At 45.9% G+C, this 15,233-nt stretch carries 12 protein-coding genes; 6 read left to right on the top strand and 6 right to left on the bottom strand.

Going from position 1 to position 15,233, the window contains the following annotated elements:
• The first annotated feature begins 15 nt into the window (after positions 1 to 15).
• A complete protein-coding gene (locus AC58UW_RS09335; RefSeq protein ID WP_315953315.1) occupies positions 16 to 201 on the top strand; it encodes a hypothetical protein in 186 nt (61 codons plus the stop codon).
• A 464-nt stretch (positions 202 to 665) separates the two neighbouring features.
• Here AC58UW_RS09335 and glsA read toward each other — a convergent pair whose 3' ends face one another.
• The 4 genes from glsA to AC58UW_RS09315 form a co-directional block, all read right to left on the bottom strand.
• Positions 666 to 1,619, bottom strand: a complete 954-nt coding sequence (glsA, locus tag AC58UW_RS09330; RefSeq protein WP_497420400.1) for a glutaminase A — start codon at positions 1,617 to 1,619, stop codon at positions 666 to 668.
• A gap of 24 nt (positions 1,620 to 1,643) precedes the next feature.
• On the bottom strand, positions 1,644 to 2,564 hold the full coding sequence (locus AC58UW_RS09325; protein WP_497420399.1) for an aldo/keto reductase: 921 nt from the start codon (positions 2,562 to 2,564) through the stop codon (positions 1,644 to 1,646).
• 133 nt (positions 2,565 to 2,697) lie between these two features.
• On the bottom strand, positions 2,698 to 4,332 hold the full coding sequence (locus AC58UW_RS09320; RefSeq protein ID WP_497420628.1) for an MDR family MFS transporter: 1,635 nt from the start codon (positions 4,330 to 4,332) through the stop codon (positions 2,698 to 2,700).
• A gap of 53 nt (positions 4,333 to 4,385) precedes the next feature.
• Positions 4,386 to 4,814: a MarR family winged helix-turn-helix transcriptional regulator gene (locus AC58UW_RS09315; RefSeq protein ID WP_497420398.1), complete on the bottom strand. Its 429-nt coding sequence runs from the start codon at positions 4,812 to 4,814 to the stop codon at positions 4,386 to 4,388.
• 521 nt (positions 4,815 to 5,335) lie between these two features.
• On the opposite strand from AC58UW_RS09315, the gene pheS reads away from it, so the two are divergent.
• The 4 genes from pheS to AC58UW_RS09295 all read left to right on the top strand — a co-directional run bounded on the left by pheS (position 5,336) and on the right by AC58UW_RS09295 (position 11,441).
• Complete coding sequence (gene pheS / locus AC58UW_RS09310; protein ID WP_497420397.1) at positions 5,336 to 6,370, top strand: phenylalanine--tRNA ligase subunit alpha; 1,035 nt, start codon at positions 5,336 to 5,338, stop codon at positions 6,368 to 6,370.
• Between the two features lie 25 nt (positions 6,371 to 6,395).
• On the top strand, positions 6,396 to 8,849 hold the full coding sequence (gene pheT / locus AC58UW_RS09305) for a phenylalanine--tRNA ligase subunit beta (protein WP_497420396.1): 2,454 nt from the start codon (positions 6,396 to 6,398) through the stop codon (positions 8,847 to 8,849).
• 91 nt (positions 8,850 to 8,940) lie between these two features.
• Positions 8,941 to 10,881 (top strand): hypothetical protein, encoded by a 1,941-nt coding sequence (locus tag AC58UW_RS09300; protein ID WP_497420395.1) that lies wholly within the window; start codon positions 8,941 to 8,943, stop codon positions 10,879 to 10,881.
• 11 nt (positions 10,882 to 10,892) lie between these two features.
• Entirely contained in the window at positions 10,893 to 11,441 is a 549-nt protein-coding gene (locus AC58UW_RS09295; RefSeq protein ID WP_497420394.1) for a CvpA family protein, read from the top strand.
• Between the two features lie 103 nt (positions 11,442 to 11,544).
• On the opposite strand, the gene AC58UW_RS09290 is transcribed toward AC58UW_RS09295, so the two are convergent.
• The gene (locus tag AC58UW_RS09290) at positions 11,545 to 11,931 is read right to left on the bottom strand and encodes a cupredoxin domain-containing protein (protein ID WP_497420393.1); all 387 of its coding nucleotides are present in this window, start codon (positions 11,929 to 11,931) and stop codon (positions 11,545 to 11,547) included.
• A gap of 191 nt (positions 11,932 to 12,122) precedes the next feature.
• The gene (locus tag AC58UW_RS09285) at positions 12,123 to 12,491 is read right to left on the bottom strand and encodes a phage holin family protein (RefSeq protein WP_127457319.1); all 369 of its coding nucleotides are present in this window, start codon (positions 12,489 to 12,491) and stop codon (positions 12,123 to 12,125) included.
• Positions 12,492 to 12,740: 249 nt separating this feature from the next.
• On the opposite strand from AC58UW_RS09285, the gene AC58UW_RS09280 reads away from it, so the two are divergent.
• Entirely contained in the window at positions 12,741 to 15,101 is a 2,361-nt protein-coding gene (locus tag AC58UW_RS09280) for an endonuclease MutS2 (protein ID WP_497420392.1), read from the top strand.
• Positions 15,102 to 15,233 lie beyond the last annotated feature (132 nt).

The following is a 15,233-nucleotide window of genomic DNA, read 5'->3' as shown; positions in this document are numbered from 1 at the left end:
AAAGTAGGTGCCGTCATGGCTTGGATTAATATGCTCGAAAGAGAACAATTGTCTGTTAAATTGGATGACAAGGATGAGGTGGCCTTGCTGGAGATCAACGACGGGGGAATTTCACCTAACTATGTGACGGTTCGCCTGAACGAAAACGAGATTGATGAACTAATTGAAGTGTTGCAGCGAATTAAACGAGCCATTCAATAGCTTGCTTTATATAAGAAGTAATTATCCCATAAGTTTAAAAGAAAGAAGCTCTCCCTCGGTCATTTGATGACTTCTGGGATAGCTTCTTTTTCTGTGGAGTCATTTGATAACTCCCCAGTCCATTTGGCCTACTCAGCTGATATAGATGGAAAAACTACCGTTATTCTACGCTGACTTGTGGTAGTGAATGAAATAGCGGTAGAAACCCCAGCTAAATCATCGATTGCTGCACGAAATCTGCTAGATCTGATGAAAGTAGCAATAGAAATTCCAGTTATTTAGGAAAAAGTGGATCAATTACTGAAAATAACAGGAGTAATCGGCGTTACTTACAAGTAATCCATTCACTCAGCCTCCCAGTTCCAAGGGGACAATCCATTTAAACGAAATAGCGGGAGTATTTCCCGTTAATCTAAAGAGGCTTTCCCTCAGTCACTGGATGACTTTGGGTCAGCCTCTTATCGTTAAAACAAGCTCCAGTCAAATTCCTGCGAAAGTTTCCCCAGGAGGTGAACACCAGCAGTGCTATTGCCTTTGCGGTTGAGGGCAGGGCTGACAAGACCGATTCCATATCGTCCAGGCACCAACGTTAGAATACTGCCGGATACACCGCTCTTAGCGGGAAGCCCTACGTTCATGGCGAATTCGCCAGAGGCATTATACATTCCGCAGGTAAACATGAATGTTTTAGCGATTTGTACGAATCGCCGCGGAATCAGGCGTTGATTGCGAATCGGATCGACGCCGTTATGGGCGAGAACCAAAGCCATTCTGGCCAAATCCGTGCAGTTCACTTGGATGGAGCAATGGCTAAAATAGACCCGTAGGACGTCGTCCACTTCACGGTCCAGAACGCCGTTATGTTTCAGGAAGTAGGCAAGCGAACGATTTCGGTGTGCGGTATCCGATTCCGATTTGAATACATCCTGATTAATATCTAGTGCCGGATTGTCCGCAAGCTCCCGGAAAAACTGCAGAATTCGCTGCGTTTGTTCAGTCGGCGTGTCACCTGCAATCAAGGACGAGATCGCGATAGCTCCGGCATTGATAAGCGGGTTAAACGGAATGCCAGGCTCTACCAGCTCTAGCTTCAGCATCGAGTTGAAATCGTCACCTGTCGGCTCCATACCTACCTTTGAGAACACCGTCTCCTCGCCGTTATCCATTAGAGCTAGAATAAGCGTGAATACTTTGGAGATGCTTTGCAGCGTAAAATGATAGTCGGTATCGCCTGCAGCAACCGTATTCCCTTCTGCATCCATGATGCAGATACCCAAAATATCAGCTGGAGCATTCGCAAGTTCAGGAATGTAGGAAGCAACATGTCCATCTTCGGTACGGTCTTTGCTAGCTGTAACCCATTGCGCCAAATGGTCATTAAGCTGCTTCCAAGTTGTTGTATGCTCGTCCAAGTTCATCTAGATGTTATTCCTTCCTATTGCTCAAGCTTTCCAGGCTTGTGGGTGGTTATCGCTGATAAGCTCCGTTGCACTTGCATTAGCAATCACTTGCTCAGGGTTTTTGCAGCCCGGAATGACGCTTGTTACGGCATCATGCTTTAAGCACCATGCGAGCGCCCATTTCGCCATATCCATACCCTCTGGGACTTCTTCCTTTTGAATTCGCTGTACTTCCTCCAGCTTTTGTCTTACGTTTTCCGCATCATGGCGATGCCGGACATCGGTATCGCTAAATACGGCACCAGGCTTGTACTTGCCGCTTAAATAGCCGCTTGCCAAGGGCACCCGTGCCAGTACGCCCAGATCCTGCTTCACACAGGAAGGGAATACTAGCTCTTCTGGCGCTCGATCCAAACGATTATAGACGACTTGAATCGCCTTGGAATTTACTTTCGTAGAGGCTTCGGTCTGATGGATATTGGCATTGCTTCCGATGGAAGTTCCCAGATGTCTGATCTTTCCTGCCTGTACTTGTTTATCTAAGGTTGTCCATAAGTCATCGTTATCGAATACGCTATCTGGTCCGGAGTGAAATTGGTATAAATCTATGTAATCCGTATGCAAAGCTTTGAGCGAAGCATCCAACTGCTTGATGACGCTCTCTGAGTTAAATTCATCGGTTCGGGTAAATAAATCATGGAAATGGTGACCGAATTTCGTTGCTACAACCCAATTCTCACGATTGCGTCTAGATAAATAAGTGCCGATAAATGATTCCGAAAGATGGTCACCATAGCATTCCGCGGTATCTATTAGGTTAATGCCAAGATCAGCGGCTTGATCCAAAATAGCATCTGCTTCAGCTTGTGTGTACGTAAGTCCCCATTCTCCTCCGAATTGCCAGGTTCCAACACCAACGATTGAAACTTTTAAGTCTGTTTTCCCAAGTCTGCGATATTTCATGGTAATCACTCTCCTTTTATAGTATCCAACCTCATTAAACGCTATTGATGGAATGATGTCAAAAGAAATGAAGGAAGCAATTACATAAAAAAGCCCCCAACCTTCGGAAGAAGGAGGGAGCATGGATGATAGATTAAGCGAGTCCAGCGGAAAGGTCTTTTTCACTGTCCGTACTTGTCTTCTTCGATTTACGGCCATTTACTTTAATGTTGCCGATAAACAGTGTAAGAACCGCCCCGAGTAATACGAATACTAACCCGATAACGAATACTTGATGTAGGGAAGATACAAGGGCATTTTTCAAAATAGGAAGCATGTGCTCTACGAATTCTTTCGGCATTTTCGCCATCGTTTCAGGGCTTAACAGGGAAGAATATAAGCCTTGCGGATTCGAGTGAATCATATCTGTCATCTGATTAGATAGCTGGCTTGCTTCTGCAGGCAACTGTTTAACAACAGGTGTTAAATCTTGCTCGAGCAGAACCGATGATTTATGGTTCATAATTGCGCCTAGAATCGTCATACCGAACGTACCACCGATTTGACGGAAAAATTGGCTGGAAGACGTAACTACACCAAGCTCAGATTTCGGGAAGCTTTCTTGTAAGGCAAGGGTCAGAATCGGCATTACAAGACCCATGCCAAGACCTAAGAGCAGCATATAAACAGATGCTGTCAATTTTGTTGTATCTATACCCATCGTGCTAAGGAAATAAAAACCAACGGCCATGATGATCATACCGGTTAACATTTGTTTACGTACACCGATTTTATGAATAAACTGACCGGAAACTACGCTAGCAGCAATCATTGTAAGCATGAGAGGCATCATCACCGTACCGGACGCGGAGGCGCTGATCCCAACGATACCTTGCATGAAGAGAGGTACGAACATAATAGCACCGAACATACCAACGGCCATAAGGAACCCTACACCATTAATGGTTGTAAAAGTTCTATTTTTGAACAAACGAACAGGAAGAATTGGTTCTTGCGCCCTGCTTTCAATAATGACGAAAGATACCAGAGATACAATCGCTACTGCAAATAGACCAATGATTTGCCAAGATAACCAAGCATAATCTTTACCGCCGAAAGTCAAAGCTAGAAGCAAGGAAACAACACCGAGTACCATAGTGGCAATACCCGGGATGTCGAATTTCACTTTACCGATCGCTTTATGTTTCGGAAGAGCAATTGCGATTAAGACAACAGCAAGGATACCAACGGGAAGGTTGATGTAGAAAACCCAACGCCAATCTAAAGCATCAACGATCCAACCGCCGATTTGGGGGCCGACAACAGAGGAAAGACCGAAAATCGCACCGAACACACCTTGCCATTTGGCACGCTGTTTACCTGTAAATAAATCCCCGATAATAATCATAGCCATTGGCATCATGATACCGCCGCCTAGACCTTGCAAGCCGCGGAACAAGATAAGCTCTGTGATGTTCTGGGCCATACCACAAAGCGCGGAGGCTCCGATGAAAATGATAAGACCCGTTACATAAATAACGCGGCGACCCATTAAGTCAGCCAACTTACCGGCGATTGGTACAATAACAGTTGAAGTCAGCATGTAAGCTGTTGTAAGCCAAGCCATTAGGGCAAGACCGCCTAGTTCACCAACGATACGTGGCATGGCCGTTCCGACAATGGTACCGTCGAGAGCACCGAACAGCATGGCAATAATAAGTCCTGTCAGCAGGAGGCCGCGATTTTTGAGCGCTGGCGCGGCTGACTCGGGAAGGTTGTCGTCAGAAATCGTTTTTTGTATAGTTTCCACTACAGTTCACTCCTTTTAAATAATAATGAATTTTAGTAATAGGATGTTAGTTTTTCAAAAGCACTTACGAAGACGTTGAGTTCATCTAGCGGGAGCTTAGATAAGCCTCGAGCAATCACTTCTTTCTGAACATTTTGAGCTGCGGTAAGGACCTCATGGCCAAGCTCTGTGTTTTCTACCAGAACAATGCGCCGATCTGTTTCATGATGCTTGCGTATGACATGTCCGCTTTGGACAAGACGATCAATCATGACAGTAATCGCACTTGGTTTTACACCCATTTTCTCAGCAAGAATGGTCTGTTTGGGGGTTCCCTCCTTGGCGATCATGAACAGCATAAATAACTGCGGTCCGGTCAACTCTGATTTCAACTCGGCGAGTACTGCACTGCTAATTTTTCGATGAGCTGTTTCAAACGTTGTCCGAAAACGAATGGTATAAGCCATCAAGTCATCTTCCATTGAAACTCTCCTTCCGGTTAATTACATCATCTAAATGTTAAATAATAAAATATTTATATAAATTAATGTTTAAACTGTTTAAAAAAATATACGCTTATTCGCTTTGCGAGTCAACTGGCAAAATGCGAGATTTGAGGGGCGCGTACTTGCATATGAACACTATCTTGCATATAATAACTGGTACATATACGTAAAAATGCTTTGACGGAGAAGAGTACGCAGTGCTTCTTGACAGGGAGGGTAAGCCGTTGATTGAGAGCTGGCCCCGAGAATCAGGCTGCTGAAGTTCGCTCCCGAGCAGTCCTTTGAACAGAGGCAAGCTTAATGGGCTTTCTTTAAGTAGAGGGAACCGGACACATCGTCCGTTATCTGGAATGAAGTGAGATCGTTTTTTTGCCTATTGGCCAGGAAATGTATCTAATTAGGGTGGTACCACGGCTTTTCGTCCCTTGCGAGGGAGCGGAAAGTCTTTTTTGTGTTTTCATTTGGTTGATTCAGGGCCTAATTCAGGAGGGATTGCAATGAAAGAGCGGTTAGAAGCTTTGAAGCAGGAAGCGCTGCAGGAGCTAAGCGGCGTACAAAGTCAGCAGGAGCTGAACGATTTACGTATTAAGTATTTGGGTAAAAAAGGTCCATTAACCGAGGTTCTTCGCGGCATGGGAGCGCTAAGCGCAGAAGAGAGACCGATCATTGGGCAAGTGGCGAACGATGTTCGCACTGCAATTGAGTCGGTGATCGAAGAGAAGCAAGCGGCGTATCAGCAGCAGGAAACGGAAAACAGACTTCGAGCAGAAATGATCGACGTTACGCTGCCGGGCCGTCCTTCTGAGCAAGGCGCGGTACACCCATTAAGCAAAGTAATCCAAGAGATTGAAGATATTTTCATCGGAATGGGTTATACGGTTGCGGAAGGACCGGAGGTTGAGCAGGACTACTACAACTTCGAAGCGCTGAATCTGCCTAAAGACCACCCGGCCCGCGATATGCAGGACTCCTTCTACATCACAGAAGAAATCTTGATGCGTACGCAAACTTCCCCTGTTCAAGTGAGAACGATGGAGAAACGTAAAGGCGAGGTTCCGATCAAAATCATTTGTCCGGGTAAAGTATACCGCCGCGACGACGACGATGCGACACATTCCCATATGTTTACGCAAATTGAAGGTCTAGTTATCGACCGTAACGTTCGGATGAGCGATTTGAAGGGTACTTTGCTGCAATTCGTGCAAGAAATGTACGGCAAAGAAACAAGAATCCGTTTGCGTCCTAGCTTCTTCCCTTTCACTGAGCCGAGTGTTGAGGTTGATGTGAGCTGTGCGATGTGTGGAGGCGTTGGCTGCCGAACTTGTAAACAAACAGGTTGGTTAGAAATTCTCGGGGCGGGCATGGTTCATCCGCGCGTTCTTGAGATGGGCGGCTACGATCCGAAGGAGTATACAGGGTTTGCATTCGGTATGGGCGTTGAGCGTATTGCCATGCTGAAATACGGAATCGAAGACATCCGTCATTTCTACACGAATGATCTGCGTTTCTTAAAACAATTCTTACATCTGTAAGCATCAGGAAAAGGAGGGGTTAAGCATGAATGTTTCATACCAATGGTTATCGGAATATGTAGATGTAACAGGCTTCACAGCGGAAGAATTAGCCGAGAAATTAACCCGAAGCGGCATCGAAGTGGATATCGTGGAGGATCGGAATAAAGGTGTAACGAACGTAGTTGTCGGGTATGTGAAATCCCGTGAGAAACATCCGGACGCAGATAAATTAAGCGTGTGTGTCATTGATGCTGGTCAAGGCGAAGATTTGCAAATCGTCTGCGGAGCCAAAAATATTGATGCCGGTCAAAAAGTACCTGTCGCTATGATCGGTGCTGTTCTTCCTGGCGGACTGCAAATTAAACGCGCCAAACTGCGCGGCGTTGAGTCGCAAGGGATGATTTGCTCAGCCAAAGAGCTTGGCTTGAACGATAAATTGCTTCCTAAAGAAATTCAGGAAGGTATTCTAGTATTACCGCAAGAAACGGAAATCGGAAGCTCCGTTCTTGATGTTCTGGCCATTAATGACAAAGTGTTGGAGCTCGATCTGACACCGAACCGTTCCGACTGCTTGAGCATGCTCGGAGCCGCTTATGAGATCGCAGCGATCCTTGGCCGCAGCGTTAAACTGCCGGATGCAGAAGCAGCGCTTGGGCAGGCTGGATCAGCCGGTGTGAAAGCCGCTGACCGCATCAGCGTGAAGATCACAGCGTCGGAGCAATGCTCACACTACGCTGCTCGCCTGATCGAAGGCGTGCGCGTAGGCACTTCTCCGCTGTGGATGCAAAACCGTTTGATGGCCGCTGGTATCCGTCCCATCAATAACATCGTAGACATCACGAATTTCGTGATGTTGGAGTATGGTCAACCGTTGCACGCATTTGATGCTGAACAGCTGAACAATGGCCACATCGATGTACGCCTTGCTGAGGCTGGCGAGAAGCTTGTTACGCTTGACGATATAGAGCGTACCCTAGAGCCGCACATGCTGCTTGTTACGGACGGTACGAAGCCTGTAGCGATCGCTGGTGTTATGGGCGGCGCGAATTCCGAAGTAACGAACGATACTACGCGGATTTTGCTTGAATCCGCTAAGTTTGCAGGCTCCTCTGTGCGTCGTACATCGCGCCAGCTTGGCCTTCGCTCTGAAGCGAGTCTTCGCTTCGAGAAAGAAGTGAACCCGGAAGCGGTGCTTCCGGCATTGAACCGCGCCGCTGCATTGATTGCTGAGTATGCAGGCGGTAAAGTCGCAGACGGCATCGCCCAAGCTGTTGCCGGCTCGCACAAACCGGTCAGCATCGAGCTGGCTGCTGACCGTGTGAACAACTATCTCGGTACGACGCTTACGCTTGACGAGATGGGACAAATCATTGATCGCCTGCACTTCACGTTCGAGCAGGCGGGAGAAGGCAAGCTGCTCGTGCATGTGCCGAGCCGCCGCGGAGACATCACACGGGATGTAGATTTGATCGAAGAAGTGGCACGCCTCTTCGGCTATGATAACATCCCGACGACCTTGATGACTGGCGTGACGACGCCAGGCTCCTTGTCCAAAGAGCAGTCGATTCGCCGCATTGCGCGGAATCTCCTGACACAAAGCGGGCTGCATGAAGTCATTACCTATGCCTTCACGCACCCGGACCAAACGGCTTCGCTGCCTGGTCTATATCCAGCGGCTAAACCGATCTCTCTCGCAATGCCAATGAGCGAGGATCGAAGCCAATTGCGCACCAGCTTGCTTCCGCATTTGCTGGAGGTAGTGAGTTACAACCGTAACCGCACCATGGATGACGTGGCTATTTTCGAAATGGGCAAAGCATTTATCACAGACGAGTCAACACTCACTACGCTGCCGCAAGAGAAGCTTCTGCTTTCTATTGTGATGACTGGCAAACGCCGAGGGGCGCATTGGGCGCAAAAGTCTGAAGCCGTTGATTTCTATGACATGAAGGGAATCTTTGACCGTCTGATCAGCTACTTGGGCATCAAGGGACTTACTTACACATCAGCTTCCCCAGATGGATTCCATCCTGGTCGTACAGCAGAGCTTCTGCTTACTTCCTCCGAAGGTCCGAAGGTGATTGGCCGTGTGGGTCAGCTGCACCCAACCGTTCAACAACAGCGCGATCTAGATGACACGTACGTGCTTGAGGTTGAGTTAGCTCCTATCCTAGACGCTGCCGGAGATGCGATTGTGTATAAATTGCTGCCGCGTTACCCGTCCATTGGACGTGATATTGCGGTCGTTGTAAATGCAAGCGTACCGGTTGGACTCATGGAGCAGTCGATTGCGGAAATTGCCGGGGATTTGCTTGAGTCTATCCAGGTTTTTGATATCTACACAGGGGAGCGTCTTGGTGCAAATCGTAAGAGCGTAGCTATCGCTCTGGTGTACCGTCATGCGGAAAGAACTCTGTTAGATGAAGAGGTAACGGAACTCCATGCCAAAGTGGTTCAAACCCTTGAACAGCAATACGAGGCAGAGTTAAGAAAATAGAGCAAGTTTCTCATAAGTTGCAGGAGAACAGGCTGGTCTTATCGAAATTAACGTCGATAAGGCCAGCCTTTTCATCTAAGGGGGAAATAATATGACTGCAGAAGACAAAACGAAAATAACTGTTGACATATATGGAAATCAATACAAGTTAAAAGCGGATACCAGCACCAATTACATGAAGCGTGTTGCGGAATATGTGAATGATCAAATGTTTCGTATTGCCAAGGGCTATCCGCGACTGGATTCGCAAAGAATTGCTGTACTTGCTGCCGTGAACATGGCCGATGAATGCTTCCGAATGAATGAAATCATGGAAGAGCTAAGCGCAGCCCAGAAAGAACAAGAAGCGACCAAAGCTGCCTTTGAGAAAATGAACGTTACATACAACCAATTGAAGCATGATTATGATAAACAGCAAACATTCGTGACTGAACAAAAAGCTAAGCTAGAGCAAGCTCAAACGCAAAAGGAGCAGCTCCAGCAAGAAGTGCAAAAGGGCAAGGAAGAGCAGGAGCTAACCAAACAGCAATTGCTGCAAGCTAAGCAGCAGCAAGACCAAGCCAAGCAGCAGCAAGACCAAGCTAAACAGCTTCATGAACAAATGAAACAACAACTCGAACAAGAAAGAAAGCAAGTTACACAAACGCGGCAGCTGCTTGATCAAGAAAGACAGCAGCATCTACAAACGAAAAAGCAAATTGACCAAGGCAAGCAACAGCAAGAGCTGCTTAGGCAGCAATTGCAGCAAGTTAAACAGGAACAAGATCAAGATAAACAAGTTCATGAACAGTTGAAACAAAAGTTTGAACAGGAGAAAAAGGAGCTTACGCAAGCGAAGCAACTGCTTGAACAGGAGCAACTTCAAGCTAAACAGCATAACGAGCACATCCAAAAACAACTCGAACAAGAGAAAAAACAAGTGCTAGATGCCCAGCTATTGCTTGATCAAGAAAAGCAGCAGCAATTAGAACTGCAACAACAGCTCGAACAAAATAAGCAAATTCAAGAACAAATACAGCAGCAGTTACAACAAGCTGGTCAACAGAACGAAGAAGTCACTCTTATTCAAAAGCAAATTAAAGAACAACTCGAACAAGAGAAGCAGCAGCACTTGCTAGCCAAACAGCAAATTGAACAAGGCAAGCAACAGCTCGAACAGGAAAGACAGCAACAATTAGAATTGCAACAACAACTTGAACAAAATAAGCAAATCCAAGAACAAATGGAACTGCAGTTACAACAAGCTGGCCAACAGAATGAAGAAATCACTCTTCTTCAAGGGGAAATTGAACAACAGCTTGAACAGGAGAAACAACAGTACTTGCTAGCCAAACAGCAAATCGAACAAGGCAAACAACAACAAGAGCAGCTGAGACAGCAATTACAGCAAGCCAAACAGCAGCAAGACCAAGCTAAGCAGTTTAACGAACAAATTAAACAACAACTCGAGCAAGAGAAAAAGCTAGTTGAGAAGACGCAACAACTGCTAGAACAGGAAAAGCAGCAGCAACTAGCGTTGCAGCAACAGCTTGATCAAGAAAAAGAAGCATTAGCTCAGCGCTATTTGGAGGAAAAAGAATCAGCAGATACGCAGTATTTAGAGGAAATTGAACTTATGGAAAGCAAACATAAAGAAGAACTACACGCAAATATTACCCGAGTTGAGCTAGAAAAGGTTGATATTGTTGGTAAGTTCCAAGAACAACAAACTAGCATCGTACAACAATATGAAGATCAAAAATCAACGATTATCCAGCACTATCACACTCAACTGGAAACTTTAATTCAGCAGCAGCAACTGGAGAAACAATTGTTAAATCAATATTTTGAAGAGGAAAAAGAGCGCCTTCAAGATCGATTTGATAGTGAGCAGGAAAAATTATTAAATCAGAACTTGAATGACGACGCGCTGCAAAAGGAGCTTCAAAAACTTAAAGAAGAGCATAGAGAACTGCGTGAGGAATACGCAAAGCTGCAGAACGAGTATAATGAATGGATTGAATTAGTCGAAACAGACAGCCCGGTCCGGTAATCCGAGTGATCATGAACAAATTAGATTATATTTTATTGGCTATAGTCGTTTTGGGATTACTGATTGGTTATTTTAGAGGTTTTATCGCTCAGATTGTCTCAGTCGCTGGTTTTGTGCTTGCTTACTTAGTAGCCTTTTATTTTTACAAGGATTTTGCGCCGCTGCTTCGCAATGCTATCTCGTTACCCGCCTATCAAAGTTATCAGAAATACGAATTTATCGTAAAAGGGCTCAATCTAGATACCTATATCTTGAATGCCATAGCCTTTGCCATCTTGTTTTTTGGCGTTAAATTCGCCCTGGTATTCATCGGAAGAGCACTAAATATTTTAGCTAAAACGCCAGGCTTGAATGTCATTAATCGTTGGAGTGGGGCGTTACTTGGCTTAGCAGAAGCACTCTTGATCGTCATTATTGCCGTGAACGTCATCACGATCATTCCATCGGATGGACTTCAAAAGCTGCTCTCGAGCTCAGTAGTAGCTCCTTATCTCATTAATGAATTAACCAACGTTGCAGGGAAATTGCAAGAGCTCTGGAAGCAAGCAATTCCCATATGAAAGCTGCCGATTTCTATTTTTGTAGAAAAAGGCGGCTTTTACTATTTCCGTAACATAAAAATAGCTTTACCGCGTTTGCCGCGATAAAGCATAGGACATTTTGTTATTCAACAATCAATGTTGTTTTCATATTTGCATGGCCGTTTCCACACATGATCGAGCATGTAATCGGAAATGAACCCGTTTTATCCGGTGTAAAAGTAAATGTCTTGTTGCTGTTGTCAAGTTTAACGTTGAATTCTTTAATAGAAGCACCGTGAACGCCTTGCGAGTTATCAAGTGTGATGGTTACAGGCTGACCTTTTTTTACGCGATATTCAGCTTTATCAAATTGGAAGTTAGTTGCTTTCAAATCCACTTTTTGACCATCAGCGGCTTGTGCTGTTGCAGCAGGAGAAGTCGTTGCTGCCGGCTTGGCCTCTTTACTTCCACATGCAGTGATCGCAATAACTATAGCAACTCCCAGTAAAAGAACGAGTAGTTTTTTCATAATACCCTCCGAATAAAATGTATTTGTTTTCCTCTTAATTGTACATCACCTATTTAGAAAAAACAGTGACAAACTAGTGAAAGAGTCGGAGGGGTTGGACAGAAGGAAAAGATCGGCCCGGCGATTGGATACGCAGCAGACCGATCTTTTTTGGGCTTTATCATGGCTATCAGGACTACAAACTGATACGGTTATCGACGATCTTCTCTTCCTGTGATCCCTTGTTCGAAAGGGGTCTTCACAGGAATGAACAAGTCGATGATTCCAATGACTAAAGCGGCTAAAATCGCACCTATAATGCTCGTTGAAACATTGCTTACGACAAACTGGGCCGCCCAAATGACCAGCGCGCTCACCAGAAAGCCTACGATTCCTCTGCCAAAGGGAGTGATTTGCTTGCCAAAAATTCCTTCAATGATCCATGCCGCAATGGCAATGACCAATGCAAGGAAAAACGCGCTCCAGAATCCGCCGACTTGAAATCCTGGCACTAACCAACTTACAAACATTAATACCAAAGCAGACACAATAAACCTAACCAGATGTCCTAGAAGATGCATTCAAGAACCTCCTTTTTTCTATTACGAGACTAACGCGCTCTCATCCATAGAAAAGATGTTTTTGTTGAATTTTGCTTGGTGTGTTTGACATTTATTTCGTTCCTTTGGCAGAAGGAATAGGTGCACAAATTAGTGTATCCAACTTTAGAGCAGATTATGGTAGGCAGCATCTTCCATATAACAATTGTCTCCGTAGCTAATCGTACTCAAAATGGTTTATAATATAGGATAGAAAAGAGGTTGGGACAGTTGAATAAAAAAATTATTAAAACATTAGAATATGGTAAAATTTTACATAAACTAACTCATCATGCAGCTACATCTCTCGGTAAGGACGCTGTCCAAAATCTTGAACCGATCGGGGATTTTGAACTCGTTAAGCTGCGGCTGCAAGCAACCGATGAAGCAGTAAATGTAGAACGCTTAAAAGGTAACGCTCCATTTGGCGGGATAAGAGATATTCGCTCTTCCTTGCACCGTGCCAGAATTGGCGGGATGTTGAATCCGGCGGAATTGCTGGACATATCGACGACGATGTTTGGTACCCGAAGGTTGAAACGATTTGTCCTGGCCGTTCACGAGGAATATTCGGTTCCGATGCTCAAGGGGCAGGTGGAATTGCTTACGGAGAATAAGTCATTAGAAGATAAAATTAATAGCTGTATTGATGAGAATGCTGTTGTTGTGGATAGCGCAAGCGTTGAATTAGGACGTGTACGTAGTGAACTGCGTACAGGCGAGAGCAGGGTACGTGAGCGGTTAGAGCAAATGCTGCGCAATTCGTCGGTACAAAAGATGCTGCAAGATGTGCTGATCACGATCCGCAACGATCGTTACGTTATTCCGGTAAAATCCGAATATCGTTCTAACTTCGGCGGAATGATTCATGATCAATCGGCATCGGGAGCAACTCTATACATTGAACCTGACGCTATTGTTCAACTGAACAATAAGGTTCGTGAGCTTAAGTTCAAGGAAGAAGCGGAAATTGAGAAAATTTTGCGTGCCTTAACTGAACTTGTGGCTGAACAGGTAGACGTCCTTGTTTATGATGTAGACCAATTGGCTGAGCTGGATTTTACGTTCGCCAAAGCAGGTCTGGCTAGAGAATTAAAGGCAACTATGCCAAGGTTGAACGACCGAGGCTTTATCAAGATCAAGCGCGGACGTCATCCGCTTATCGCGGCGGAACTCGTTGTTCCGCTTGATTTGGAGTTAGGGAATGATTTTTCACAAATTATTGTGACCGGACCGAATACAGGGGGGAAAACAGTCTCTCTCAAAACGGTAGGTTTATTAAGTTTGATGGCGATGTCAGGTTTGTTTGTACCCGCGGAAGAAGGCAGTCAATTATGTGTATTCGATGCTATTTATGCCGATATTGGGGATGAACAGAGCATCGAGCAGAACTTAAGTACATTTTCAAGTCATATGACAAATATCATCAGCATATTACGGGATATGACGCCTAAGAGCTTGGTGCTGCTTGACGAGCTTGGAGCAGGGACAGATCCTGCTGAAGGATCTGCGCTCGCTATCTCGATTCTTGATTATATACACCAAATTGGATGCCGTATTATTGCGACGACGCACTATTCGGAGCTTAAGGCTTACGCCTACCAGACAAAAGGCACAATAAACGCGAGTATGGAATTTGATATCCAAACATTAAGTCCAACTTATCGTTTGCTCGTGGGTGTTCCAGGGCGAAGCAACGCGTTCGCAATTGCAGAACGGCTTGGCTTATCACGCCGGATTATTGAGCATGCGCGCACGCAGGTCGGCGAAGAGGAGAAACGCGTCGAGTCAATGATCGCTTCCCTCGAAGAGAATCGATTAGTCGCCGAAGCAGAGCGCGAAAGCGCCGAGAGGCTGCGTCGCGAGGCGGAGGAGATGCGCCGAACGCTAGAGGCGCAGCAGCTAAAGTTCGACGAGCAGCGCGATAAGCTGCTCGAGAAAGCCGAACGCGACGCGCGTGAGGCTGTCGCCAAGGCGCGCCGCGAGGCGGACGAAGTGATCGCCGATCTGCGGCGCATGGCGCAAGAAGAAGCCGGCGGGGTCAAGGACCACCGGCTGGTTGAAGCGAAGCGCCGCCTCGATCAGGCGGCGCCTGAACTGCGCGAGAAGCAAGTTCGCGCGGCGAAGAAACGGCCTGAGAGAATCGAGGCCGGAGATGAAGTGCGTGTCGTGAGCCTGGGTCAGAAGGGTCACGTTGTCGAAATCGTTAGCTCTACGGAAGCTACCGTGCAGCTGGGGATTATGAAAATGAAGGTTGAGATAGCCAACCTTGAGAAGATAGGCAGTCCTGCGCAGAAGAAGCAGGCTCATCAGGTGGCAACCATCGTCAAACGAACTAGGGATGACAGCATTCGAATGGAATTGGATATGCGCGGGATGAACATGGAGGAAGCGATGATTGAGGCAGACCGCTTCCTTGATGAATCTTTCCTTGGCAATCTGGGGCAGGTGTACCTGATTCACGGCAAAGGAACAGGCGTGCTGCGCACAGGCATGCAGGAGTATCTGCGCCGTCACAAACACGTGAAAAGTTACCGTATGGGGAACTACAATGAAGGCGGAGCCGGAGTAACAGTTGTGGAATTGAAATAACTTTTAAAAATATTTTCAACTTTTTGAAACTCATTCTTTGGGATTGCGTATTTAATGTGTGTAAGCACCGGTGATTAGAAAAGAAAACGTAATACCAATTATAAAATAAATAAGGATTAACCTTAGGAGGAA

Source organism: Paenibacillus sp. J22R160 (assembly GCF_059692135.1).
The sequence above is the reverse complement of the archived record's forward strand: the minus strand, read 5'-3'. Positions and strand labels throughout refer to the sequence as shown.